This is a genomic window from Nocardia sp. NPDC050408, from assembly GCF_044458905.1.
Lineage (GTDB): Bacteria > Actinomycetota > Actinomycetes > Mycobacteriales > Mycobacteriaceae > Nocardia.
In genome coordinates, this window is record NZ_JBITIL010000004.1 from 326,468 (window position 1) to 351,406 (window position 24,939).

A 24,939-nucleotide genomic window follows, 5' to 3' on the forward strand; every position below is an offset into this window, starting at 1 on the left:
CATATTTTCTAAACTAGATACCTAGATAGTTTCTGAGGAGAGTCACGTGACCGATCGCTCCGCGTCCACCACCCTGGCCCCGCAGGCCCCGACTCGGCATCCGGGCATCATCGCCTGGGTGCAGGAGATCGCCGAGCTGACCGCGCCGGATCGCATCATGTGGTGCGACGGTTCGCGGCAGGAATGGGACCGCCTGACCGCGGAGCTGGTCGACAAGGGCACCTTCGTGCGCCTCGATCGCAAGCCGAATTCGTTCTGGTGCGCGTCGGATCCCGAGGACGTCGCGCGGGTGGAAGACCGCACCTTCATCTGCTCGCAGGAGCAGTCGGATGCGGGCCCGACGAACAATTGGGTGGACCCTGTCGACATGCGCACGGTGATGACCGAACACTACCGCGGCGCGATGTCCGGCCGGACCATGTATGTAATCGCCTACTGCATGGGTCCTTTGGCTGCGGAGGAACCGAAATACGGTGTGCAGATCACGGATTCGGCGTATGTCGCGGCCTCGATGCAGATCATGACCCGCTCCGGCGAGCCGGTGTGGAAATCCCTCTCCGAAGACGCCGAATTCGTCAGATGCCTGCACTCCGTCGGTGCACCGCTGACGCCGGGCCAGCCGGATGTGCCATGGCCGTGCGATAAGACGAAGTACATTGCGCACTTCCCGGAATCGCGCACCGTCTGGAGCTACGGCTCGGGCTACGGCGGCAATGCGCTGCTGGGCAAGAAGTGCTTCGCGCTGCGGATCGCCTCGGTGCTCGGTCGCGATGAGGGGTGGCTCGCTGAGCATATGCTGATCCTGAAACTCACCTCGCCACAAGACAAGACGCACTACATCGCGGCAGCGTTCCCGTCCTCGTGCGGTAAGACCAATCTCGCGATGCTCGAACCGGCGCTGCCCGGCTGGAAGGCCGAAACCGTCGGCGACGATATCGCCTGGATGCGGTTCGGTGCGGACGGTCGCCTGTACGCGGTGAACCCGGAGGCCGGATTCTTCGGCGTCGCACCGGGAACCGGTGTCAAGACCAACCCCAATGCGATCGCCACCATCGATGGTGGCAACTCGATCTTCACCAATACCGCGCTGACCGACGACCGTGACGTGTGGTGGGAGGGCGCGACCGACCAGCCGCCCGCGCACCTCACCGACTGGCGTGGCAAGAGCTGGACACCCGAGTCGGGTACCCCTGCGGCACATCCGAATTCGCGTTATTGCACCCCGATCGAGCAGTGTCCGTCGGTGGCCCCGGAGTGGAACGACCCTATGGGCGTGCCGATTTCGGCGATCTTCTTCGGCGGGCGCCGCGCCAACACGGTGCCGCTGATCGCCGAATCCTTCGACTGGGCCCACGGTGTATTCGTCGCGTCGACGTTGTCGTCGGAGACCACCGCGGCGGCGACGGGCAAGGTCGGTGTGGTCCGACGTGATCCGATGGCGATGCTGCCGTTCCTCGGCTACCACGTCGGGGACTATTTCGCGCACTGGCTGGCGCTCGGCGCTGGCGCGGATGCCACGAAACTGCCGAAGATCTTCCAGGTCAACTGGTTCCGGCGAACCGCCGACGGCAAATTCCTGTGGCCGGGATTCGGTGATAACGCACGGGTGTTGAAGTGGGCGCTGGAACGCATCGAAGGTAGCATCGAGGCGCAATGGACTCCGATCGGTCATGTGCCGACCGCCGACTCGCTCGACCTCACCGGCCTCGACGAGGACTACCGGGGGCTGATCGGTTCGGCGTTGGCGGTCGATACCGAGGAATGGGTGGCCGAGACACGGTTGATCGATGAGTGGTACGCCACCATCGGAGGCAACCGCCTTCCCGAGGTATTACGCGAGCAACTGGCCGCGCTGAAGCTACGCCTACTCGGCAACCGCTGACCGTGCGGGCGCTGCTGCCGACCTGGTCGGAATGGCGACCCGCGTTCCGCGCGCCCGGCGCGGACCTGTTGGCGGGGTTGATCGTGGCGTTGGTGGCTTTGCCGCTGGCACTGGGCTTCGGCATCAGCTCCGGGCTCGGTGCGGCGGCCGGTCTGGCCACGGCCATCGTCGCCGGCGCACTGGCCGCGGTATTCGGCGGTTCGCGCTTCCAAGTGTCGGGACCGACCGGCGCGATGACCGTCGTGCTGGTTCCGATCGTGCATCAGCACGGGGCGAGCGGGGTACTGACCGTGGGGCTGATGGCGGGCCTCGTCCTGGTTGTGCTCGCAGTGGCCGGTGTGGGACGCGCGGTCCGGTATATGCCTGCTCCCGTGCTCGAGGGGTTCACGGCGGGTATCGCGGTTGTTATTGCCCTGCAACAGTTTCCGGCTGCCCTGAGGATTACGCACGCCGAGGGCGACAAGGTGTGGCAGTCGGCCCTCGACGCGGTCTGTCGTTTCATCGAGGACCCGAGTGTGGTGACCCCGGTGACCGCGCTGGTGGTGGCCGCGGTCGTGCTGACCGGCGGTCGCTATCTGCCGAAACTGCCGTTCGCGCTGGTCGCGGTGGCCGCGGCCACCGTGACTGCCGAGCTGTTCGATTTGGATCTCGCGCGGATCGGGACCATTCCGCCCGGATTGCCCGCGCCGTCGGTCGGATTCGTGCACTTCGATCAGCTCGGGTCGTTGCTCGCGCCCGCGTTGGCGGTGGCCGCGCTGGCCGCACTGGAGTCGCTGTTGTCGGCGACTGCGGCCGACTCCATGTGCGTCGGTACCAGGCACAACCCGGATCGCGAACTGTTCGGGCAGGGTCTGGCGAATATCGCGGCGCCACTGTTCGGTGGTGTGCCCGCGACCGGTGCCATTGCCCGCACCGCCGTTAATGTCCGCTCTGGCGGCCGTACTCGGCTGGCCGCGCTGACGCACGCGGCATTGCTCGCCGCGATCATCTACCTTGCCGCGCCACTGGTCGCCGATATCCCGCTGGCCGCGCTTGCCGGTGTGCTGCTGGCGACCACGGTGCGGATGGTGGAGACGGCCTCGCTGCTGGCGATAGCCCGTGCGTCGCGCGGTGACGCGATCATCATGGCGCTCACCTTCGGGGTCACTGTGGCACTCGACCTGGTCACGGCCGTCGCGGTTGGTGTCGCGTTCGCGATCGTGCTCGCCTTGCGTTCGGTTGCGCGCGAGGCGCGGCTCGAGCAGGTGCCGCTCGATGAAAACGACTACTTCGCCGAGGAACACGAGTTGCTGCGCGAGCACATTGTCGCCTATCGCATCGACGGTCCGCTGTTCTTCGCGGCCGCGCATCGCTTTTTGTTGGAGCTGGCCGAGGTCGCCGATGTCAAGGTGGTGATCCTGCGCATGTCGAAGGTGACGGCGCTGGATACGACGGGTGCGTTGGTGCTCAAAGACGCCATCGCCAAACTCGAGCACCGCCATATCAAGGTGCTGCTTTCCGGCCTGCGTGCCGACCACCGGCGGCGACTGACCGCCATCGGTGCGCTCCCTGCCGATAGCGAGCACAGCCTCTTCGCCAACACTCGCGAGGCGATTGATCATGCCCGCCGCTACATGCCGGTTGCCAAAGACTTCAGTGCCGGGCAGTCTGGGGCGAATACCCGCACCCACAGGTGATTACGGGGCAGCGCGGTCCTCGGCAATGTTCGGATGGAAAATGCGTTCGGCCGCGTTGCGCAGGGTGGTGCTGCTGTCCGGATCCTCGACATGCAGCGCGAAGACCAACTCGCCGGTATTCGCGAGCAGCCAGCCCTGCCCGCCAGCGGTGGTGACATATCCGCCGCCGCCGATCAGGGCGCGGAGCTGGTCGACCACCGCGGCGGGCAGCGGGCTCGACTCGGCGGAAGTTGCGGGGCGGCCGATTTCGATCATGGGTGGGGTGATGTGTCCATTGGCGATGGCGGCGGTGAAGATCGCCATACCGTAGGGGCTGGCCTGGATCTCGCTCGCCCGGCCGCCGCGTCGGACCTCTTCGGTGCCCGGAGTCGGGATTCGCGAACTCACCTTGTCCAGACCCGTCAGCTCGAAGTCGACGCCGAGTCCGAGCATGCGGGCGGCCTGGCCGATCTCGTCGAGGGATACGTTCTGTGGCGGTTTGTGCGCGATGGTGGCCGCGGCCGTACGCAGTAGTTCAGTCGTGCCGCCGATCGGGGCGAGCCCGGCGAAGGCCACCGGTTCGTTCGTGCTGGCCGCATTGTTCTCGGCCGCGGCGACAATGGCTCCGGTCGCGGGGCGGATCGCGACGACGGCCGCCGGATTCCCCAGATAATTGACCGCATCCTGGGCGGCGCGTTGCCAGTACGGATCCAGGGTGGCGGGCACATCCGGCGCCGGTGTGCCCTGCTGTCCCGCGATATTGGCGACCGGAAGTCCGTCGGGGCCGGATAGCTGAACCGCCCAGCCCGCAGTTCTGTCCCGATTCTGCTGCCACACCGTGCGCAGCGCGTCGAGCATGGGGGATTGGATGCGGCGGTCGGCGGAGATCAGCCGTGGCTGCGGCTGCACCACCACCCCGGGAATCGGCGTGATGTCCGGTTCGAGAACCGCGAAGTCGTCCTGCCGCAGATTCACAGCGACGACCGGTTGACCTTTGGCAGCGGCGAGTTGCGCGCGCAAGGACTCTCCGGTGATAAGCGGGGCGACCGGTGCGATGGCCTTCGCCAGCGCGTCGGTGGTGGCGATCAGATCGGTGATGCGCGCGGGATCGAGCCGGACCACAGCGATGATCTGCTCGCTCATCAACGTTTGTCCGAGACTGTCCTTCACCACGGGCGGCGGCGTTGGGTAGGCCTTTACCAGGTGGACCTTGCGGGTGTTGTCCAGTTGCGGCATAGCGATCGTGGGTTCCCAGGAGATGCGCCAGCCGGTCGCCAACTTTCGTACCGTGCCCTGCGCGTCATATGTCCAGCTTCGATCGGGTCCGAATGTCCACGCGCCCTGCAGGGCGAAGATGCCCTCCCCGGTATCCAATGCGATGAATTGCGACAGACGGAAGTCCGGAGCACCGGGGCCGAGCCCTTCGAATATCTGTCGCAGCGATGCGGCGGCATTGACTGGTTGGGAGGTCAATTTCGCGGCGTTATCCGCATCCCGCTTGTTCAGCAGCGCGGTGAACTCTTCGACCGCGACCCTCGCGTCATCGGGATACTCCTCGAACGAACAGGCACAGCCGCTCAGTGCCACTGCGAGAATCAGTGCGCCGAGTGCGGCCGACCAACGTGCGCGACTCATGTGCGGCCCGACGCCATGACCCGGGGAAATGCTCATCGGGATCCTCGATTCTCGAGTTCAACCGCGATTGATGGTCGTCAGCATCCGCAGGCGCAGCGCAATGGACTTCGAGGCTAGCCCGCGCATTCGGCAGTCATCCATTCGATAAATCGGATAGCCGCCGAATTGCGATGGACTCGAGATGTGGCCTTATGTTGGCTCCCCGCAACAAAGTTCGAGCCGACCGGGGGACCTCGGCCGATGGTCGAGGTCCCCGTCCGATCACGCCTGCGGCGGTGGGCTGAAGACGCCGAAGTCGTTTCCGGAGGTGTCGCGGATGTGCGCGAAGACGAGACCGTCCTTGCCGGTGACCGGTGGGACCGACACCTTTCCGCCCAGCTTTTCGGCGGCTGTGACCGTGGCCGCCACATCCTGTACGAGTACGAAGAAGGTCGCGTGATTGGCCGAGGCGTCGGGGGTGTGCGAGATCCCGCCGCTGGGTGCCTCGCTCGCGGGGTAGCTGACCAAGTCGTAGCCGTCGGCATTCGGGTCCGCGGCGAAGCTCCAGCCGAACAGTTCGCCGTAGAACTTCTCGACCTCTTGCGGTTTATCGCTGCCGACCTGGAACCAGGCCACCGTATTGAAAGGGGGAGTGCTCACCGTGTCTTCTCCTCGCGATCGGGTATCTGTGCCTTGCCCGATCACGATCACCTGGCGCGGCGACAACCCCCTGTCGGTGTTTACCGCTGATTTCGTATCACAGCGCGACGGTGCGCAGTTCGAGGTCTTTCGGTATATCGGTTGGGGTGAGCGGGCGCGGCGACATCGGTGTATCGGTTATGGTCACCGCGCGGATGCGATCCAGCCGGAAGCACCGCGACTCCGCACGCAACCGGCACCACGCGATGAGATACCAGCCGTGCGATCCATTGAGGAATGCCGTCGGCTCGACCTCCCGCTCGCTGACCGCGCCGAAGCGGTCCGAATAGCTGATGCGCAGCACCCGTCCCGTCTCGATCGACTGGCCGATGACCGACGGAATCGCTGGGACGGGTTGCGCATCAACCGGGTCCAGTAGTCGAACGCGCGCCGCGAGGTCGCGGGCGGCGGCCGCATTGCGCTCCGACATCACTCCCAGAATCTTGCGCAATGCGCTGCGCCCGGCTTGATCGAAGGGTGTCGCCTCGCGGCGTGCCAAGGCCACGGCGAGTGCGACCGCCTCGGCCGCCGTGAAGTTGAGCGGCGGCAGCGACATGCTCTTCTCCAACGCGTACCCACCGCGCCTGCCGACATCCGCGTAGATCGGAATGCTCGCCTGCTGTAATGCCGCGATATCGCGTTCGATCGTCCGAACGCTCACTTCATAACGCTGCGCCAACTCTCGCGCGGTCCGCATCCGCGGCGCCACCGCGCGCAACTCCTCGACGATCGCATACAGCCGATCCGTACGGTTCACGCCGCCACGCTAGCGTCGACCACCGACAGCCACCGCGAACCGAATTGCCCTGGCGGAATTCGGGTATCGGCTGAGGGTGTCGCATAGCCAGTGAACGCCTCGCACGGTGGCCTGTGCGCGGGGGATCACTGGGTATGCGACCGCTCGTGTCAGCGGCCGGGGGAGACCAGCCTCGGTTCGTGTAGGTCGAAGTATTCGACTTCGCCCATGAGTTGGCTTTCCTCCTCGAACAGGGCGCGTAGATCGTCTGGAATCTCCAGCTTTTCGTGGGCGCGGGCCTCGGCTTCGGAGGTGAAGTAGACGGCCTCGACGTAACCGTCGCTGCCATATGTCGCCAAGGTGCCGCCGAGAATTTCGGGGCGCAGTTCGTGGATGCGCTCGGTGCCTTCGGCGAGCAGTTCGCGCATGCGCCGTGGATTGCGGGTGTGGCCCTCCATGACCTGGACGAACCCGGCCTGATCCGAGCCACCGCCCAGCCACTGTGTCACCTCGGGGCAATCCATGAACTGCACCGGTCCGTCGAAGCACTGCTCGGTCTCGGCCCACCACTTGCCCTGCTCCGGACGCTGGTTGTTGCGCCGCGCCGCTTCTTCGGATTCGAACCTCGCCAATGCGATGAACGTCCCGTCATTGCACAACCCGCTCGTCGTCCCGAGATAGCCGACGGCTCCCGGCTGCAAATCCTCGATCCACCGATCCATACACCGACGCAGCCGATCGGCGTCGGCAACCTTTCCTTGAATAACTTGGATGAACATCGAGTCCTCCTAATGCGGAGGGGATCACTCCGCTCTATAGCGAGGCTGACGCGTCGTGGTCCACCGAGGATGCTCGGACCGCTCGGCCCGCGAACGCGGCCACCGCACAGCTAATGGTTCGCCGTGGTGCAGCCATACGCAAGACCGGTGCGAATCAGCGTGCTCGGGCGCAGTTGGTCAGGAAGGTTTCGACCAACTGATTGACGACCTCCGGGATCTCGGCGGCGGCAAGGTGCGCGGCATCCTCGATAACCGCCAGCTCCGCGCCGGGAATCGACCGAGCCATGGTTTCGAGTTCGGGCACCGGAAAGGTGCGATCTTCGCGGCCGCCGACGACCAGCGTGCGGCAGGTGATCGCGGCGAAGCGGTCGCGTTGATCCGGTCGCTCGATCACTACGGATCGGACGGCGTGCGCAACCGATTTCGGGTCATTGCGGCGGGCGGTTTCCAGGACCCGGCGCACGACATCGGGACGCGTGGCTTCGGTGGTCGGTCCAAGGAAGGCGCGCACTACCGAACGGGTGATCGGCGGGCGGATGCCACGCAGGATTCGGATGAGGACCAGCAGCGCCGCGTACTGCAGTCGCTGGCCGGTCGGGGCCGGTGAGGCCGTGCCGTTCATCAAGATGGCGGATCGGACGCGGTCGGGAAATTCGGCGGCGAAGGTGCCGCCGATCATCGCGCCCCAGGAGTTTCCGATGAAGTGTGTCCGTGGCAGTTCGAGGTGGTCGAGGATGTCGACCACACAGCCCGCGCAGTCGTCGAAGGTGAAGCCGCGGGTGAGTGGAGTGGACTTTCCGTGGCCGGGTGGGTCCACCGCAATGGTCTGGTAGTTCTCGGCGAAGTGGGCGACCTGAGCGTCCCAGAGAGCGGCGTCCATCAGCAGGCTCGGCCACATCATGAGCGGATCGCCGTGCCCGGTTGTGACGACGTGCAGGGTGCCGAGCCGAGTCGGGATGTATAGATCAGTGCTGTCCATGGGTTCCTTCAGCGGAGGGCGAGGGCGAGAAAGAAGTCGACGCGGTCTTCGAGGCGGGACAGATCGCGGCCCGTGAGTTCTTCGATGCGTTGGATACGGTAGCGCAAGGTATTCACGTGAACATGAAGTAGCTCAGCGCATTTGGTCCACGAGCCGGAGACCTGGAGGAAGGTTTCCAAGGTGTGCACGAGATCGGCGCGGTTTTCCTGGTCGTAGCTGCTCAACGGGTCGAGCAGGCGCAGGCGGAACATACGCCGGACTTCGTCGGGAACGCTGGCCAGCAGGAGCATATGGGTGGCCAGTTCGTCGTGGCCGACGACGCTGGTGGGGGCGGGGCGGTCGGCGGCCAGGCGGCGGGCGTAGCGGGCTTCTTCGACAGCGCCGCGCAGGCCTTCGCCGTCGACGATGCCGCTGACCCCGATCGATAGGTGAGCGCCGTGTAGTCCGGGCTCCAAAGCGGTTACCGCGCGGTGGATTTCGCTGATTGCCGTGCCGTCCGCGGGAATCAGAGCGATGGCTTCGCCATCAACTACACCTGCGGCAGGCCTTTTGCCGTAGAGGATTTCGCGCAGTAGAACGCGTAATTCCCCGGGGCGCAAGGCATCTGCGCCAGCTGCGACCGCGATATAGGTGTCCGCCGGACCGAGACCGGTCAGTTCCAGGCGGGAAATGATCTCGGCGGGTTTGGCATCGGAGACGATCAGTTCGATGAGTTCTTGGGCGAGCCGGCCCTCGGCGCTCTGGCGATCGTCGAGTCGGGCGCGCTCGAGCGACACCACGGCGGCGAGTTCGCCGGTCAGGGCGCGACGTTCCTCCGGCCAGTCCTTGAAGTCGCCTTCGAAGACCAGCAACCAGTCGGCGGCGCGGGAGGTGCTGTGCTCGTCGACGGCGAACAGCGAGTAGCGCGCCTTGTTCTGGACCAGCACGTGGGGGAGGCGGCGGGCATTCAGGAAGGCGGCCGTGACCTCGACCGGCGGGGGTGCGGCGGGTCCGGCCACCACTCGTCCGGTGGACGCGACGACCCAGCAGCGCATGCCGAGATCGCGTTCGATCAGCTCCAGCACCGAGCCAAGTCCGGTACCCGAGACGAGCTGGCGGTGGCGGTCGAGGATGGCGGTCAGATCGGCGGCGCGCCCGGTGGACAGATTGCGGGTCAATGTCTCGGTGACCTGGGCGAATGCGATGTCCTCCCGGACACGGAACAGCGGTATCCGATGCCGCTGACAGGCCTCGACGACATCGGGCGGCGCGCCACCGTAACGGGCGTCGCCGGCGGCGAGTCCGGCGACGCCGGCCTGGGCCAGCGCCCGCACGAAGGTTTCGCTGTCCGCTGGGGCAAGCCGCCACTGCAGCCCGGTCAGTACCAGTTCGCCGCCGGAGAGGTAACGACTCGGATCGAGCATGTCGGTGGTCACTACCCAGCGCACGAAGCGGTCGAGCTCTTCTTCGCCGGTGACGAGCTCGAGACCGAGATCCATGGTCAGAAGTGATCTAAGTCGCACAGTTGCCGAGGCTAACAGCCCAGCTCGTGCCCACCCGGCGACGCTTTGGATATTCACACAAACGAGCCCGTGTGAACTGTCCCACACTTCGGATTTCTGGGTCCTAGCAGCGCGGATGTGCGGCGGGTGTACTTACTCCCAGCACATAACAAGCTCGATGGGAGATCGGATGTCCGGTGAGATCGGATGGCTCAACTCGCTGCCTCCGGACCAGGCCGAGGCGGAACTGCTGACCTGCTGCGCCTCACACGTCTGGGCACGGAAGGTGGCGGCGCACCGGCCCTATGTGGACAGCACGAGCCTGATGGCCGCCGCGGTCGCCGGGGTAGGTGAGCTGAGTTGGCCCGATATCGAGGAGGCGCTTTCCACGCATCCACGCATCGGCGACCGGGCGAAGGCGGGCACACACGAGCGCGAGGCGAAATGGTCCGCCGGTGAGCAGTCCGGCACGGCGAGCGCCGACCAGCAGACACTCGATGACATCGCCGCCGGCAACCTGGCCTATGAGCAGCGGTTCGGACACGTCTTCCTGATCCGCGCCGCAGGCCGCTGCGCCGAGCAGATCCGCGCCGAACTGCGCAGGCGCTTGGCGAATACCGCCGAAGGTGAACGCATCACGACCCAACGCGAACTCGCCGATATCACCCGGCTGCGACTCCGAAAGCTGTTGGAGGACAGGTGAGTCTGTCCACCCATGTGCTGGATGCGGCGAGCGGTCGTCCGGCGGCGGGGCTGCCGGTGCGGCTCGAGAAGGCGGACGGCACCGTGCTCGCCGAGCGCCGCACCGACGACGACGGGCGCATCAACGATTTGCCCGCACCCGAATTCGGTATCCACCGTTTGATTTTCGAAACCGGTGACCTCAGTCCGTTCTATCCGACGGTGACCATCGACTTCCGCGTCACCGACCCAGCCGAGCACTACCACGTGCCACTGCTGCTCAGTCCCTATTCCTACTCGACCTACCGAGGTAGCTGAACCATGTCGATCAAGCTCGGGCCGAATAGATACGGCAAAGCGGAAAACCGGGTCGTCCGGGTGCGGAAAACCGGTGGTGTCCACGAGATCCGGGATCTGAACGTCGGTGTGGCGTTATCCGGTGATATGGACGAGGTCCACCTGACCGGTGACAACGCGACGGTCCTGCCGACCGACACCCAGAAGAACACGGTATTCGCCTTCGCCAAGGAATACGGCATCACCTCGCCGGAAGCGTTCGGTCTTTTGCTGGCACGGCATTTCGTCGATTCCCAGCCGCCCATCCACCACGCGCGCGTCTCCCTACAGGAGTACGCCTGGGAGCGCATCGTGGTCGGACCCGGCGACAAGCAGTATTCGTTCGTACGCTCCGGCCAGGAGACGCGCACCTCGCGGGTGCATTACGACGGCGAAAATGCCTGGGTGGTTTCGGGTTTGACGGGTCTGGTGGTACTCAACTCCACCGGTTCGGAATTCCACGGCTACATCAAGGACAAGTACACGACGCTGCAGGAGGCCTACGACCGCGTACTGGCCACCGAGGTCAATGCGCAGTGGCGTTTCGCGACTGAGCCCGGAGACTGGGACAAGGCCTATCGCGAGGTTCGCGGTGCGCTGCTCGAGGCATTCGCCGACACCTACAGCTACTCGCTGCAGCAGACGCTCTATGCCATGGGCGACCGTGTGATCAGCGCGGTCCCGGAGGTCTGCGAGGTCCGGCTGTCGCTGCCCAATAGGCACCACTTCGTCGTGGATCTGTCCGGATTCGGACTGGAGAACGACAACGAGGTGTTCGTCGCCGCCGACCGCCCCTACGGCCTGATCGAGGGCACTGTACTCACCGAGGACGCTCCCGCGCCCGGACCGGCTTGGGAGTGACGATGGATTTCCTACAACCCGATACCTGGGCCGAGGCGCTGGAGCTGAAGGCTGCCAATCCGGAGGCCGAACCCATCCAGGGCGGCACCGATGTCATGGTCGAGATGAACTTCGACCACGGCCGGCCCGCGGCACTGCTCGATCTCAACCGCTGTCGCGATCTGTTCGATTACTCGACCGAGCCCGACGGCTGGATCCGAATCGGCGCGGGTGTCCCGTATGTGCGCATCATCAACCGGCTCAACCAGCAGCTGCCCGGCCTGGCGCAGGCCTCGCGCACGGTCGGTTCGCCGCAGATCCGCAATCGCGGCACCGTCGGCGGCAATCTCGGCGGTGCCTCCCCTGCCGGTGACGCCCACCCCGCACTGCTGGCGGGCAATGCGGTGATCGAGGTGGAGTCGACCGCGCGCGGCACTCGCCTGATCCCGATCGATGACTTCTACGTGTGGGTGAAGCAGAACGCCCTAGAGCCCGACGAGCTGATCCGCGCCATCCGGATCGCGCCCGCGACCGGGCCCCAGTACTTCTCCAAGGTCGGCACGCGCAATGCCATGGTCATCGCGGTCTGCGCATTCTCGATCGCATTGCACCCCGATACCCGCACGGTCGGAACCGGCATCGGATCCGCCGGACCGACGCCGCTGCGCGCGACACCGGCCGAGCAGCTCCTCGCCGATGCGCTGGACTGGGATGACCCGGCCCCGTTGCCATTCGAGCTCGTCCGGGAATTCGGTGAGCTGGTCTCGGCCGCCGCCAAGCCGATTGATGACGTTCGAGGCACCGCGGAATACCGCAAACACGCTCTGACGGTGCTGGCCCGCCGCACCCTGTCCTGGGCGTGGACGGACTACCTAGCAGAAAGAAGGAGGGCAGCCTGATGCGTGTGACCTTCGACGTGAACGGCTCGCAAGAGACCGTCGATGATGTGTGGGAAGGCGAGAGCCTCCTATATATGCTGCGCGAGCGCATGGGCCTGCCCGGCTCCAAGAACGCCTGTGAGCAAGGTGAATGTGGTTCGTGCACAGTCTATTTGGACGGCACTCCGGTGTGTTCCTGCCTGGTTGCCGCGGGCCAGGTGCGGGATCGCTCGGTGCGCACCGTCGAGGGCCTGGCCAACGGCGCGAGACTGGATCCGATGCAGGAGGCTTTCGTCGAGGCCGGTGCGGTTCAATGCGGTTTCTGCACACCGGGTCTCATCGTGCAGGCGCACGATCTCATAGAACGCAATCCCGATCCCTCCGATGTGGAGATCCGCGAGGCGCTCGCCGGAAATCTCTGCCGCTGCACGGGATACGAGAAGATCCTCGACGCGGTGCGCCTGGCCGCGGCACGTAAGGCGGACCAATGAGTACAGCATCGTGTAGCGATTCCGTGCGGGGTGGCGGTCGGCAGACTGTCATCGAGAACGCCTATATCGCGCCGGTCGTCGGTGTCGAGATCGCGTCCGGATACGTAGTCATCTCCGATGGCCGCATCGAAGCCCTCGGCGCGGGACCGGCACCGATCGTCCCGGGTGCCGAAAAGATCGACGGTACAGGCTGTTTGGTGACACCGGGCCTGGTCAACACCCACCACCATCTCTACCAGTGGGCGAGCCAGGGACTGTTCCAGGATTCCACCCTGTTCGAATGGCTGACCGGTCTCTATCGCACCTGGGCGCGCATGGACGCCGACGTCGTCTACGGCGCCGCCGCCGCCGGGCTGGGTTGGCTGGCACTGACCGGCTGCACCACCAGCAGCGACCACCACTACATCTTCCCGAAGGGGCGCGGCGATCTCTTCGAGGCCGAGGTACGCGCGGCGAGTGAGATCGGCCTGCGCTTCCACCCGTGCCGCGGCTCCATGGACCGCGGGCAGAAGGACGGTGGTCTGCCGCCGGACGAGGTGGTCGAGAGCCGCGACGAAATCCTATCGCACACTGCGGAAGTCATCGATAAGTACCACGATCCTTCGTTCGACTCGATGCTGCGGGTCGCCGTCGCACCGTGCTCGCCGTTCTCGGTGAGCGAGGGTCTGATGATCGATTCCGCGACGCTGGCGCGCGCCAAAGGTGTTCGGCTGCATACCCATCTCGCCGAAACGCTCGACGAGGAAGAGCACTGCATCGAACAGATGGGCTGCACGCCGGTCGAATACATGGAAAAGCTGGGCTGGCTCGGCGAGGACGTCTGGTTCGCGCACGCGGTGCATCTGCACGATGCCGATATCCGGCGTTTCGCCGAAACCGGCAGCGGCTCGGCACATTGTCCCAGCTCCAACGCCCGACTCGGTGCGGGTATCGCCCGCGTCAGCGATCTGGTGGCCGCCGGTGCGCCGGTCGGTCTCGGCGTGGACGGCGCGGCGTCGAGTGAGCTGACCTCCATGGCGGGCGAAATGCGTCAGGCCATGCTGTTCCAGCGCGCGGTCAACGGCCCGACCGCTTTCACCGCGCGCCAGGCGCTCGAGATCGGCACCTTGGGCGGCGCCCGTAATCTCGGCCGCCACAACGAGATCGGGAGTATCGAACCCGACAAGCTCGCCGACCTCGCCATCTGGCGGGTCGACGGTTTCCGCTCGGCGATCGAGGATCCGGTCTGCTCCTTGGTTTTCGGACCGACACCGCCACTGGCCCGGCTGCTCGTCGGCGGGCGCACCGTCGTGCAGAACGACGAATTGCGCACCGTCGCACAGGATGTCGTCGGCGGGGCTGGTGTCGCGGCCCGGCAACGGCTAATGCGACAGGAGGCATGATGACTGTCCCACGGATGACTCGCTTTCCGAAAGAGGTTGCCGCACCCGGTAAGGGCGGCATCGGCGAGAGCCCGCTGCGCCCCGATGGCACACTGAAGGTCAAAGGCGAGTTCGCTTATGCCTCCGATCTCTGGATGGACGGCATGCTCTGGGGTGCGACGCTGCGCAGCCCGCATCCGCGCGCGATCATCCGCAGTATCAATATCGCGCCAGCACTGGTCATGACCGGTGTGCACGCCGTACTCACCCATGAGGATGTGCCCGGCCGCAAGATGTACGGCCTCGACCACACCTGGGACCAGCCGGTCCTCGCCATCGGCGAGGTGCGCCACCACGGTGAGCCCATCGCCCTGGTCGCCGCCGACCACCCCGAGATCGCTCGGCGCGCCCTCGACGCCATCGAAATCGACTGGGAGGTATTGGAGCCCATCACCGATCCGATGGCGGTGCTCTCCGCCCCGAAACGGCTCGCGGTGCAGGAGCGCGGCGGTATCGCCCGGCATCAGCCGGTGCGAGTCGGCGATATCACCGTGGGCCGCGCACTGGCCACCGTGGTGATCACCGAGGAATTCGAGGTCGGCATTCAGGACCAGGCATTCCTCGGCCCCGAATCCGGCCTGGTGATTCCGGCGGAAGACGGCGGGCTCGACTTCTACGTCGCCACGCAGTGGATGCACAATGATCTGTCCCAGATCGGGCCTTGCCTCGGCCTCGCCGACGACCAGATCCGCATGACCATGGCCGGTGTCGGCGGAGCCTTCGGTGGCCGCGAGGACCTGTCCATGCAGATCCACGCGGGCATGCTGGCCATGCACACCGGCAAGCCCGTCAAGATGATGTACAACCGCGAGGAGTCGTTCTTCGGGCACGTGCACCGGCACCCGGCGAAGATGCTCTACGAATATGGTGCCAATAATGACGGAAAGCTCACCTACGCAAAGGTTCTCATCGTCCTCGACGGTGGCGCGTACACCTCGGCGACGCTGAATGTCACCGGTAACGCGTCCTCGCTCGCGGTGGGGCCGTATGAGATTCCGCATATCGAGATCGACGCGTACGGCATCTACACCAATAACCCGCCGTGCGGTGCGATGCGCGGATTCGGTGCGGTGCAGGCCTGTTTCGCACACGAGTCGATGATGGACAAGGTCGCCGAGGCGCTGGATCTCGATCCGGTGCACGTGCGCCAGATCAATGCGGTGTCGCAGGGTTCGAAGCTGGCGACCGGTCAGGTGCTGCACGCGCCGACGCCGATGGCCGAAATGCTCGGGCAGCTGCGGGACATGCCGATGCCCCCCGAGCTGGACGCCTCGGATATCCGGAACCTGCCCGGCGGCGCATCGCAGACGACGCACGGCGAAGGTGTGGTGCGTGGTGTCGGTTACGGCGTCGGCATCAAGAACATCTGCTTCTCCGAGGCCTTCGACGACTACTCGACGGCTCGGGTGCGGCTGGAAGTCATTGCCGGAGAACCGGTTGCGCTGGTGCACACCGCGGCCGCCGAGGTCGGTCAGGGACTGGTGACGGTCGAGGCGCAGATCGCGCGCACCGAACTCGGTATCGAGCGGGTCACCATTCACCCGGCTGACAACCAGGTCGGCGACTCGGGTTCGTCGTCCGCCTCCCGGCAGACCTATATGACCGGTGGCGCGGTGAAGGCGGCTTGTGAAGCCGTGCGCCAGCGCGTACTCGCCTTGGCCCAGGCCGAGTTCGGCGCCTCGTCGGGACTGCGACTGGTCGGCGGCAAGGTGGTTTCGCGCACGGGGGAGGTGCTCGCGGCGATCGTCGATGTCCTGGATGAGGGGGTTATCGAAGAGACCCGCGAGTACCACCACCGGCCGACGACGGGCATGGATTCCGTTACGGGACAAGGCAATAGCCACACCCAGCTGGCTCTCTGCGTACACCGCGCGGTGGTGGACGTGGATACAGACCTCGGCCTGGTCAAGGTCGTCTCCCTGGACGCGGTCCAGGACGTTGGCAAGATCATGAACCGCCTGTCCCTGGAGGGCCAGATCCACGGCGGCTCCGTACAGGGGCTCGGGCTGGCGGTCATGGAGGAAATCCAGGTAAAAGACGGTAAGGTGCGCAATCCGTCCTTCACCGACTATCTGATCCCGACGATTCTCGATACGCCGTCACAGCGGCTGGAGATTCTCGAAAATGCCGATCCGCACGCCCCCTACGGGCTGCGCGGCGCCGGAGAGCCGCCCACGCTCTCCTCTACCCCCGCGATCGCCGCGGCGATCCGTGACGCCTGCCGATCGCGGGGTGGAAACGTGCACATCAACCGAGTGCCGGTGCGACCGGAAGACATCATCCGGAGCAGTTGATCAACAGGGGCAGCCGGTTCCAGTGGACCGGACAGACTCCACAACAGCAGTACCCGAACCATGCGGTCCGGCCGGTCCGAAAGGACAGCGGCCGGACCGTAGGTCGGCTACGCCCCGAGGAGGGCACGCCAATGACCCAGATTCAGACCAAGCCCAGCACACCAGAGCCGGTAGCAGGAAGGTCTGCGCTCGACCGGTACTTCCGGCTGAGCGAACGCCGAACCACCGTCTCCCGTGAAATCCGTGGCGGTGTCACCACTTTCGTCGCCATGGCCTACGTCATCCTCTTGGTGCCGTTGATTCTCGGCGGCGTCGCGGATGTCAACGGTGACAAGCTGAGCATCGCCCAACTCACCACGGCCACCGCGTTTTCCGCGGGACTCAGCACCATCCTGATGGGCGTCGCGGGCAATGTGCCGCTGGCGCTCGCCGCCGGGCTCGGTGTGGTCCCGGTGGTCGCCTTCCAGGCGGCACCGCATATGACTTGGCCGCAGACCATGGGTTTGGTCGTGCTGATGGGCGTGATCATCGTGGTGCTGGCCGCGACCGGACTGCGGACGATGATCATCAATGCCATCCCGCTCGGTCTCAAGAATGCGATCGGCGTCGGGATCGGCATGTTCATCGCGATGATCGGACTGGTCTCGGCCGGGGTGGTCGGGCATGGCGCGCAGACCGGTCCGCCGGTCACCCTCGGCGCCGATGGTCATCTATCCGGTTGGCCCGTAGTGGTTTTCGCGGTCGGGCTGCTGGTGATGCTGGCGCTGTTCATCCGCAAGGTGCCCGGTGCGATTCTGATCAGCATCGCCATCTCGACGGTGCTCGCCATTATCGTCAACGCACTGGCGAAGATCGACCCGCAGACCTGGGGGCCGGTGGTGCCGGAGCAGCCGAAGGGATTCTTCGCGGCACCCGATTTCGGGTTGGCGCTGAATATCGACCTCTTCGGCGGTTTCGCCGAGGCGGGCGGGCTGGTCGCGGGAGTCGTGCTGTTCACCCTGGTGCTGACCGGGTTCTTCGACGCCATGGGCACAGTTTTCGGCGTCTGCGACGAGGCCGGACTGCTCGATGAGCAGGGCACCATGCCGGGCATCGGCAAGGTGCTGACCATCGACGGCATCTCCCAGGTCATCGGCGGCATCAGCGGTGGCGCCGGGAACACCGTGTACGTCGAATCCGCGACGGGTGTCGGTGAGGGCGCCCGCACCGGACTGACCAGCGTGGTGACCGGTGGACTGTTCTGCCTCGCAGTATTTTTCACCCCCCTGGCGGCTGTGGTGCCGATCCAGGCCGCCGCACCGGCGCTGGTTATCGTCGGTGCGCTGATGATGACCCAGGCCCGCAAGATCGATTGGAACGATCTCGAGGTGGCGGTGCCCGCCTTCCTGACCATCGTGCTGATGCCGTTCACCTACTCCATCACCAACGGTGTCGGCGCGGGCCTGATCACGTACGTGGTGATCAAGCTGGCCCGCGGCAAATTCCGTGAAATCCATTGGCTGATCGGGGTGGTGAGCCTGGTGTTCGCCGGTTACTTCGGCATCTCGGCCATCGAACTACTCCTGGGCGGATAGCACCATGCGCGACCTCACGGCAGAACTTCTGAAGTGGCATGCGGTGCAGAAGGATTACGCCGTGGCCACCGTCATCGGCGTCACGGGAAGTGCCCCTCGGCCGCCCGGCGCGGCGCTGGCGGTCGACGCCGACGGCAATGTCATCGGAAGCATTTCCGGTGGCTGTGTCGAGGGGGCGGTCTACGAACTCTGCCGTGCGGTCCTGCGCACCGGACAACCGGTGCGCGAAATCTTCGGATACAGCGACGATGACGCCTTCGCGGTCGGACTGACCTGCGGCGGCGAACTCGAGGTCTTCGTCCAGCGGATCACCGAGGTCGAACGTGTCGCCATCGAGGCGATCTTGCGCACCGACGAGGCGGTGACACTGGTAAGGGATCTGAAAACCGGTGCGGCCATGGCGATCGGGTCCTGGTGGACCGTCGGCGCCGCCTTCGACGAGGTAGTCGTGGCCGAGGCCATGGCGATGCTCGATACCGGCGCCACCGGCGTGCGCGAGATCGGTTGTGGTGCAGTCGAAGTCGCCGTCTTCGTGGAATCGTATGTACCGCCGCCGCGCATGATCGTCTTCGGCGCAATAGATTTCGCGGCCGCCGTAACCAGGATCGGCCGCTTTCTCGGATATCACGTCACCGTCTGCGATGCCCGCCCGGTATTCGCCACGCGCGCGCGTTTTCCGGACGCCGACGAGATCGTCGTGCAGTGGCCGGACCGGTATCTCGCACGCACACAGGTTGATTCGCGCACGGTGCTGTGTGTGCTCACCCATGATGCCAAATTCGATATTCCGTTGTTAGAGGTTGCGCTGCGGCTGCCGGTGGCCTACGTGGGCGCGATGGGGTCCCGTCGCACCCACGGGGACCGCATGGCCGGGCTGCGGGCCGCCGGTATGACGGAATCGCAACTGGCCCGATTGCATTCACCGATCGGGCTGGATCTCGGCGCGCGGACCGCGGAGGAGACGGCGGTATCAATCGCCGCCGAGATCGTCGCGGTGCGCCGCGGCGGCTCGGCTCAACCGCTGACCGCCACCGGCGGACCGATCCACCGGGACCTGCTCCCGGTCTGGTGAGCCGCGCACGCCGCCGTGCATCCGTACACCCGGTACGCGGGGGCGCGCGGCTTCGGCACCGATGCTGCGGCTGGAGCATCCTACGAAATCGACTTCGGGATATCCGATCGGCTTCGGGCTAATCGCCGCTATTCCGACACTGCGGTCGGCCCACATAATTGACGAAATTGCGAACAAAGGATTCACCGAATGCCGTTGATATTTCTGAATGGCTCCGCCATGCGCGGCGGACCGCTCAATCATCTGCTCGACGGCGCGCCTTTCGCCGGTGCAGCGAAAACGGCGCCGCGCTACCGTTTCTATTCGGTCGGCGATCGGTTCCCGGGCCTGGATCCCGTCGCTGACGGCGGCGATTCGATCTCCGGTGAACTCTTCGACATCTCCATGGAAGTGCTGCGGCGGCGGCTGCTGCCTGCCGAACCACCCGAACTCGAACTCGGCGCGATCGAACTCGCCGACGGCCGTTCGGTGTTGTCGATGCTGCTGCGCCGCGCGCCGACCTCGTATCCGGAGTTGATCGATATCACCGCCATCGGCAGCTGGCAGCAATACCGTCAAGGAGCTGAATGAATAATCAGGCCGGGGGCGTCGCCTTCCCGAAATTCGATGTCAATTGTTCGATCCTGTTCACCGATCTCCCGTTGCTGGAACGCCCCGCCGCGGCAAAGCAGGCCGGATTCGACGCAGTCGAATTCTGGTGGCCGTTCGGCGAGGATCCGACGCCGGGCGATAAGGAGATCGATGTGTTCGTGCGCGCGATCCACGATGCCGGTGTGGAATTGGTCGGTCTGAACTTCATCGACCTGATCCCGCTGGGCGGGCGTGGTCTGGTCTCGGTTCCGAGTGAGGTCACCCGGTTCCGGGACAATATCGATGTCGCCGTCGGTATCGCCGAGGAGACCGGCTGCCGCGCGCTGAATGCCCTCTACGGCAATCGCGTCGGGGGCGAGAGCCCGCAGAAGCAGGACGAACTCGCACTGGAGAACTTGAGCCTGGCCGCGCAGGCGGCCGATGCGATCGGCGCAACCGTTCTGCTGGAGGCACTGAATGCCTTTGAGTCGCCGCACTATCCGATCGTGAGTGCCGCACACGCCGGGCAGGTCATCGAGCAGACCGGTGAACCCAATGTGCGGTTCCTTTGCGACCTGTACCACCTAGCCCGCATGGGCGAGGGCCTGCACTCCGTGATCCGCACGCACGCGGCGCAGCTGGGCCACGTCCAGATCGCCGACAATCCGGGCCGCGGCCGTCCCGGCACCGGCGAACTCGATTTCGCCGCGCTCTTCGAAACCCTGGCCGAGATCGGCTACGACGGCTGGATCGGCCTCGAATACAAAGACCCCGAGCTGGATTGGAAGTGGATGGCATGAGCGAGCGTAGCGAGCGAATCAAAGACACAGCGCCCCTTGGGCACGGCGAAGCCGTGAACAAGATCGGTTTTGTCGGCCTGGGGATCATGGGCAGCCCGATGGCGGGTCACCTCGTCGCCGCCGGGCACGAGGTGACCGGTTACGACATCGGACCCACCGGACTCGAAAAGCTGAAGGCGGCGGGCGGTTCGGCAGCATCCGGTGTCGCGGAAGCGGTGCGGGAGAAGGACATCGTCATCACGATGCTGCCGCAGGACGAGCATGTCGAGGCGGTCTTCGCCGATGTGCTGGTGCACGCCGCGCCCGGCACGCTGTACATCGACTTCTCCACCATCACGCCCAAGACCGCTCGCTGGACCGCCGAGAAGGGCGCAGAGAAGGGCCTGCGGGTGCTCGACGCTCCGGTCTCCGGCGGTGAGCCGGGCGCGATCAATGCCGCGCTGTCGATCATGGTCGGCGGTAACGAGGCCGACTTCGCCGCGGCCACACCGATTTTCGAGGCGGTCGGCAAGACCTTCGCGCTGGTCGGTCCGAACGGTGCAGGTCAGGTGGTCAAGGCCGCTAACCAGCTCGTCGTTGGTGGCACCTACGCGCTGGTGGCCGAGGCGATCCTGCTGATGGAAAACCTGGGCGCGGATGCCGAGAAGGGCCTCGATGTGCTGGCAGGCGGGCTCGCGGGCAGCAAGATCCTCGACCTCAAGCGCGCCTCCATGCTGAAGCGGGACTTCAAGCCCGGCTTCCGAATCGACCTGCACCACAAGGATATGGGCATCATCCTGCAGGCCGCCCGCGACGCCGAGGTGTCGATCCCGATGGGTGCGCTGACCGCGCAGTTGATCGCCGCAGCCCGCGCGATGGGTCACGGCTCACTGGACCACTCGGGTCTGCTGAAGGTGACCGAGGCGCTCTCGGGCCGGGAGAGCTGACCATGACACGCATGCGCGCGGTGGATGCTGCCGTTCTGATTCTCGAAAAGGAAAGTGCGACACAGGCATTCGGTCTGCCAGGTGCCGCGATCAACCCCTTCTACAGCGCGATGCGCGCACACGGCGGTATCAAACATGTGCTTGCCCGTCACGTCGAGGCCGCCTCGCATATGGCCGAGGGGTACACCCGGGCGGCGGCGGGCAATATCGGTGTCTGCATCGGCACCTCGGGGCCTGCGGGCACCGATATGATCACCGGCCTGTATTCCGCCAGCGCGGACTCGATACCGATCCTGTGCATCACCGGTCAGGCGCCGGTGGCCAAGCTGCACAAGGAGGACTTCCAGGCGGTCGATATCGCCGCCATTGCCGCACCGGTGAGCAAGTGGGCGGTGACTGTGCTCGAACCAGCACAGGTACCGGGGACCTTCCAGAAAGCCTTCCAGTTGATGCGGGAGGGGCGGCCGGGGCCGGTCCTGATTGATCTGCCGATCGATGTGCAGCTCGCCGAAATCGAGTTCGATATCGAGACCTACCAGCCGCTCGAGGTGCACCGCCCGGCCGCGACGCGGGCACAGGCGGTCAAGGCCATCGACATGTTGAATGCGGCGCAGCGGCCGCTGATCGTCGCGGGTGGCGGCATCGTGAATGCCGATGCCGCGGCGGCGCTGGTCGAATTCGCCGAACTCACCGGTGTTCCGGTGGTGCCGACGCTGATGGGCTGGGGCACGATTCCCGACGATCACGCGCTGCACGCGGGCATGGTCGGACTGCAGACCTCGCACCGGTACGGCAATGCCACCCTGCTCGAATCCGATTTCGTGCTCGGCATCGGAAACCGTTGGGCCAACAGGCATACCGGCGGTGTGGAGACCTACACCAAGGATCGCACCTTCGTGCACGTCGATATCGAGCCGACCCAGATCGGTCGCGTATTCGCACCGGATTACGGCATCACCTCCGATGCGGGTGCCGCACTGCGCGTCTTCGTCGAGGTCGCGCGCGAACTCGACGCGGCCGGGGAGTTGCCCGATCGCAATGTGTGGGCCGAGCAGTGCCGCAACCGGAAACGGGTGGGCCTGCGCAAGACGCACTTCGACGATAAACCGATCAAGCCGCAGCGCGTATACGAGGAGATGAACAAGGCGTTCGGGCCCGATGCGCGCTACGTCAGCACTATCGGTCTGTCGCAGATCCAGGCGGCGCAGCTGCTGCACGTCTACCGGCCGCGGCACTGGATCAATGCGGGGCAGGCCGGACCGCTGGGCTGGACGGTACCCGCGGCCATCGGTGTCGCGACGGCCGATCCGAATGCCACCGTGGTCGCGCTCTCGGGTGACTACGACTTCCAATTCCTCATCGAGGAATTGGCTGTCGGCGCGCAGTTCAATATCCCGTACATCCATGTGGTGGTGAACAATTCGTATCTGGGCCTGATTCGTCAGGCGCAGCGCGCGTTCGACATGGACTACTACGTGCAGCTCGCTTTCGACAATATCAACAGCCCGGAGCTCGCCGGCTACGGCGTCGACCACGTCAAGGTCGCGGAAGGCCTGGGCTGCAAGGCGATTCGGGTATTCGATCCGGCGTGGATCGGTTCGGCCCTCGATGAGGCGAAGAAGCTGGTGACCGAATTCCGGGTGCCGGTAATCGTCGAGGTCATCCTCGAACGGGTGACGAATGTTTCGATGGGACTCGAGATCGACAATATCGTCGAATTCGAGGAGCTCGCGCAGTCCGCGGCCGACGTCCCGACCGCGACCGCACGGCTGGACTGAGCCGCCATGACTCGAGTCCTGATCGCGTCCGACAAGTTCAAGGGGTCGCTGACCGCGGCGCAGGTCGGTGCCGCTGTCCGCGCCGGTATCCACCGCCTCCGGCCCGGTGCCGAGGTGTCGGTGGTGCCGATCGCGGATGGCGGGGACGGCACCGTCGCCGCCGCATTGGCCGCGGGTTTCGAGGCGGTCCTGGTGACCGCGTCCGGACCCACCGGCGAACCGGTGTGCACGGCGTATGCCCGCCGCGACGATATCGCCGTCGTGGAACTGGCGGACGTATCCGGGCTCGTGCGACTACCAGGCGGAAAGTTCGCACCGACGACGGCCACCAGCCGCGGCGCCGGCGAGGTCATCGCCGCGGCCATCGATGCGGGCTGCCGTCGGGTGGTGCTGGGCATCGGCGGCAGTGCGGGGACCGACGGTGGTGCCGGGCTGCTCGCGGCACTCGGTGCTCGGCTGCTCGATGCCGACGGAGCCGAAATCGGTGACGGCGGTGCGGCATTGGCGGGGCTGCACACGATCGACCTCGCATCTGTGCGGGAACGGCTGGTCGGGGTCGAGATCACCGTCGCGTGCGATGTCGACAATCCGCTCACCGGTCCGCGCGGTGCAGCCGCCGTCTATGGTCCACAAAAGGGTGCCGACGGTAACCAAGTGGCGGAGCTGGATTCGGCGCTCACCCTCTGGGCGGATCGTGTCGCGGTCGCCACCGGCAACGATCTGCGTTATCGCGCGGGTGCCGGTGCGGCGGGCGGGGTCGGGTTCGTGGCCGTCGCGGTGCTCGGTGCTCGGCTGCGTCCCGGAATCGAATTGGTTTTGGAGCTGGTCGGTTTCGCCGAGCGCGTGGCCGATGCGGATCTGGTGGTGACCGGGGAGGGCATGCTCGACGAGCAGACCCTGTACGGCAAGGCACCGGCTGGTGTCGCTACTGCCGCTGGGTTTGCGGGCGTCCCGGTCGTCGCTGTCTGTGGCCGGAACAGGCTGCCCGCCGAGCGATTGCATGATGCGGGGTTTTCGGCCGCATACGCCCTGGCCGATATCGAACCCGATATCGCGCGCTGCTTCGCGGAGGGGGAGCTGCTGCTCGAGCGGCTGGGTGTGCAGATTGCCGCCGAGCACCTGCCGCCGGATCCCACGGCGGAGCGGCCGTCTGCCGAGCACCTGCCGCCAGATCTCTCGACCGGGCGGCCCTCTGTTGGGCACCAGTCGCCGGAGGTCGCCACGGATCAGGTGTCTCCAGACCACGCCGCCGGGGCGGCCACGGCCGAGTGGCCGTCTGCCGGGCACCTGTCGTCGGAGTCCGCTACGGGCCAAGGGGCTGCAGGCCACGCCGCTCAGGGTGCCTCTCCGGAGCGGCGTGTAGCGGACCTGGCCGATGACATTGTCGCGGCCACCTACCGAGTTAGCGGCGGCGCAAGGACATTCGACGGGAGATTCCGATGATTTCCGATGG

Annotated in this window: 22 protein-coding genes; 16 read left to right on the top strand and 6 right to left on the bottom strand. The window is 65.7% G+C overall.

Annotated features, from left to right (window positions below; translation table 11 throughout):
* Window positions 1-46: 46 nt before the first annotated feature.
* Both ACIBJI_RS14795 and ACIBJI_RS14800 read left to right on the top strand, forming a co-directional pair.
* Window positions 47-1,882 carry a phosphoenolpyruvate carboxykinase (GTP) gene (locus tag ACIBJI_RS14795; protein WP_364354646.1) on the top strand — a complete coding sequence of 612 codons (1,836 nt, stop codon included), beginning with the start codon at window positions 47-49 and terminating at the stop codon, window positions 1,880-1,882.
* A 2-nt stretch (window positions 1,883-1,884) separates the two neighbouring features.
* Entirely contained in the window at window positions 1,885-3,558 is a 1,674-nt protein-coding gene (locus ACIBJI_RS14800) for a SulP family inorganic anion transporter (protein WP_364354649.1), read from the top strand.
* Here the strand turns inward: ACIBJI_RS14800 and ACIBJI_RS14805 are convergent, their stop codons facing one another.
* From ACIBJI_RS14805 to ACIBJI_RS14830, 6 genes are all read right to left on the bottom strand, one after another.
* On the bottom strand, window positions 3,559-5,208 hold the full coding sequence (locus ACIBJI_RS14805; RefSeq protein WP_364354652.1) for an NTF2-like N-terminal transpeptidase domain-containing protein: 1,650 nt from the start codon (window positions 5,206-5,208) through the stop codon (window positions 3,559-3,561). It lies immediately after the preceding gene.
* 225 nt (window positions 5,209-5,433) lie between these two features.
* Complete coding sequence (locus ACIBJI_RS14810; protein ID WP_364354655.1) at window positions 5,434-5,811, bottom strand: VOC family protein; 378 nt, start codon at window positions 5,809-5,811, stop codon at window positions 5,434-5,436.
* Between the two features lie 97 nt (window positions 5,812-5,908).
* Window positions 5,909-6,607 carry a WYL domain-containing protein gene (locus ACIBJI_RS14815; RefSeq protein ID WP_364354658.1) on the bottom strand — a complete coding sequence of 233 codons (699 nt, stop codon included), beginning with the start codon at window positions 6,605-6,607 and terminating at the stop codon, window positions 5,909-5,911.
* A gap of 149 nt (window positions 6,608-6,756) precedes the next feature.
* Window positions 6,757-7,365, bottom strand: a complete 609-nt coding sequence (locus ACIBJI_RS14820) for a hypothetical protein (RefSeq protein WP_364354661.1) — start codon at window positions 7,363-7,365, stop codon at window positions 6,757-6,759.
* A gap of 154 nt (window positions 7,366-7,519) precedes the next feature.
* Window positions 7,520-8,344, bottom strand: coding sequence for an alpha/beta fold hydrolase (locus ACIBJI_RS14825; RefSeq protein ID WP_364354664.1), 825 nt, complete (start codon window positions 8,342-8,344; stop codon window positions 7,520-7,522).
* 8 nt (window positions 8,345-8,352) lie between these two features.
* A complete protein-coding gene (locus ACIBJI_RS14830) occupies window positions 8,353-9,822 on the bottom strand; it encodes a PucR family transcriptional regulator (protein WP_397084505.1) in 1,470 nt (489 codons plus the stop codon).
* Between the two features lie 193 nt (window positions 9,823-10,015).
* On the opposite strand from ACIBJI_RS14830, the gene uraD reads away from it, so the two are divergent.
* From uraD to ACIBJI_RS14900, 14 genes are all read left to right on the top strand, one after another.
* On the top strand, window positions 10,016-10,528 hold the full coding sequence (uraD, locus tag ACIBJI_RS14835) for a 2-oxo-4-hydroxy-4-carboxy-5-ureidoimidazoline decarboxylase (RefSeq protein ID WP_364354670.1): 513 nt from the start codon (window positions 10,016-10,018) through the stop codon (window positions 10,526-10,528).
* A complete protein-coding gene (gene uraH / locus ACIBJI_RS14840) occupies window positions 10,525-10,824 on the top strand; it encodes a hydroxyisourate hydrolase (RefSeq protein WP_397084507.1) in 300 nt (99 codons plus the stop codon). Before uraD ends, uraH begins: the two co-directional genes overlap by 4 nt.
* Window positions 10,825-10,827: 3 nt before the next feature.
* Window positions 10,828-11,703 (top strand): factor-independent urate hydroxylase, encoded by an 876-nt coding sequence (gene pucL / locus ACIBJI_RS14845; protein ID WP_397084509.1) that lies wholly within the window; start codon window positions 10,828-10,830, stop codon window positions 11,701-11,703.
* Window positions 11,704-11,705: 2 nt separating this feature from the next.
* Entirely contained in the window at window positions 11,706-12,581 is an 876-nt protein-coding gene (locus ACIBJI_RS14850) for an FAD binding domain-containing protein (RefSeq protein WP_397084511.1), read from the top strand.
* Window positions 12,581-13,051: a (2Fe-2S)-binding protein gene (locus ACIBJI_RS14855; RefSeq protein ID WP_397084513.1), complete on the top strand. Its 471-nt coding sequence runs from the start codon at window positions 12,581-12,583 to the stop codon at window positions 13,049-13,051. The genes ACIBJI_RS14850 and ACIBJI_RS14855 overlap by 1 nt, the downstream gene beginning before the upstream one ends.
* Window positions 13,048-14,433 carry an 8-oxoguanine deaminase gene (locus ACIBJI_RS14860; protein WP_397084515.1) on the top strand — a complete coding sequence of 462 codons (1,386 nt, stop codon included), beginning with the start codon at window positions 13,048-13,050 and terminating at the stop codon, window positions 14,431-14,433. Before ACIBJI_RS14855 ends, ACIBJI_RS14860 begins: the two co-directional genes overlap by 4 nt.
* A 14-nt stretch (window positions 14,434-14,447) precedes the next feature.
* On the top strand, window positions 14,448-16,766 hold the full coding sequence (locus ACIBJI_RS14865) for a xanthine dehydrogenase family protein molybdopterin-binding subunit (RefSeq protein ID WP_397084517.1): 2,319 nt from the start codon (window positions 14,448-14,450) through the stop codon (window positions 16,764-16,766).
* Between the two features lie 131 nt (window positions 16,767-16,897).
* Window positions 16,898-18,340 carry an NCS2 family permease gene (locus ACIBJI_RS14870; protein WP_397084519.1) on the top strand — a complete coding sequence of 481 codons (1,443 nt, stop codon included), beginning with the start codon at window positions 16,898-16,900 and terminating at the stop codon, window positions 18,338-18,340.
* 4 nt (window positions 18,341-18,344) lie between these two features.
* Window positions 18,345-19,412, top strand: a complete 1,068-nt coding sequence (locus tag ACIBJI_RS14875) for an XdhC family protein (RefSeq protein ID WP_397084521.1) — start codon at window positions 18,345-18,347, stop codon at window positions 19,410-19,412.
* A 189-nt stretch (window positions 19,413-19,601) separates the two neighbouring features.
* Entirely contained in the window at window positions 19,602-19,982 is a 381-nt protein-coding gene (locus tag ACIBJI_RS14880; protein WP_364354697.1) for a gamma-glutamylcyclotransferase, read from the top strand.
* On the top strand, window positions 19,979-20,782 hold the full coding sequence (locus tag ACIBJI_RS14885) for a hydroxypyruvate isomerase family protein (protein ID WP_396955307.1): 804 nt from the start codon (window positions 19,979-19,981) through the stop codon (window positions 20,780-20,782). Before ACIBJI_RS14880 ends, ACIBJI_RS14885 begins: the two co-directional genes overlap by 4 nt.
* Before the next feature lie 53 nt (window positions 20,783-20,835).
* On the top strand, window positions 20,836-21,708 hold the full coding sequence (locus ACIBJI_RS14890) for an NAD(P)-dependent oxidoreductase (RefSeq protein WP_397084740.1): 873 nt from the start codon (window positions 20,836-20,838) through the stop codon (window positions 21,706-21,708).
* Window positions 21,709-21,710: 2 nt separating this feature from the next.
* Window positions 21,711-23,486, top strand: a complete 1,776-nt coding sequence (gcl, locus tag ACIBJI_RS14895) for a glyoxylate carboligase (protein WP_397084523.1) — start codon at window positions 21,711-21,713, stop codon at window positions 23,484-23,486.
* 6 nt (window positions 23,487-23,492) lie between these two features.
* Window positions 23,493-24,929, top strand: a complete 1,437-nt coding sequence (locus ACIBJI_RS14900) for a glycerate kinase (protein ID WP_397084525.1) — start codon at window positions 23,493-23,495, stop codon at window positions 24,927-24,929.
* The last annotated feature ends 10 nt before the right edge of the window (window positions 24,930-24,939 follow it).